The 665-nt window shown below is 39.4% G+C and carries 2 protein-coding genes; both read left to right on the top strand.

The features are described from left to right. Positions 1 to 303: cupin domain-containing protein (locus F9802_RS19435; protein WP_152154741.1), on the top strand; the 303-nt coding region annotated here is incomplete at its 5' end. 60 nt (positions 304 to 363) lie between these two features. Further along, positions 364 to 665, top strand: a 302-nt coding sequence (locus tag F9802_RS19430) for a cupin domain-containing protein (RefSeq protein WP_225435419.1), incomplete at its 3' end; no start/stop codon positions are given.

Below are 665 nucleotides of genomic sequence, written 5' to 3'. Positions count from 1 at the left end.
GACATGCATAATGTCAATATTAAAGATCTTTTGCCTATGGATCTAGATTTTGATATGAATTTTCATATTCTTTCCTTTGATCCTGCCGCATGTCATCCGTTTATCGAAACACATGTGCAAGAACATGGCGCCTATGTACTGTCTGGAGAGGGGATGTATAATTTGGACAATAAGTGGGTTCCCGTGAAGGAAGGTGATTATATTTTCATGGGTCCATATGTACATCAGGCAGCGTACGCGGTAGGAAGAGAAAGTTTAACATATGTCTACTCTAAAGACTGTAACCGTGATGCAGAATTATAAGCAGTCATTCTTCATAATAATTGGGATTTGAAATTTAAAATATAAAAGAGGTGTTTAGAAGTGGAAGAGAGAGCGACTTTGACGAACATCCAAGAGGTAACGGCAGAAAGAATTTTTGAAATTGATAAGATAGCCAAATTTGATCCAAACGAACCGCAAAAGAACTATTTCTATGAAACAGATAAAACTGTTGGGGCACTTTGGTGTCTTGAACCAGGGCAGGAAGTATATATACACTCCCATTCGGCTGTCGATGATATTTGGGTTTGCATTGAAGGGGAGGGAACGTACTTCCCAGACTTAGAGAATGAAATCCCGATCAGAAAGGGAATGGTATGCCTGGCCAAGCCTAACCAAATTCA

It is taken from the genome of Bacillus aerolatus (assembly GCF_009183655.1).
GTDB classification, from domain to species: domain Bacteria; phylum Bacillota; class Bacilli; order Bacillales; family Domibacillaceae; genus Pseudobacillus; species Pseudobacillus aerolatus.
The sequence above is the reverse complement of the archived record's forward strand: the minus strand, read 5'-3'. Positions and strand labels throughout refer to the sequence as shown.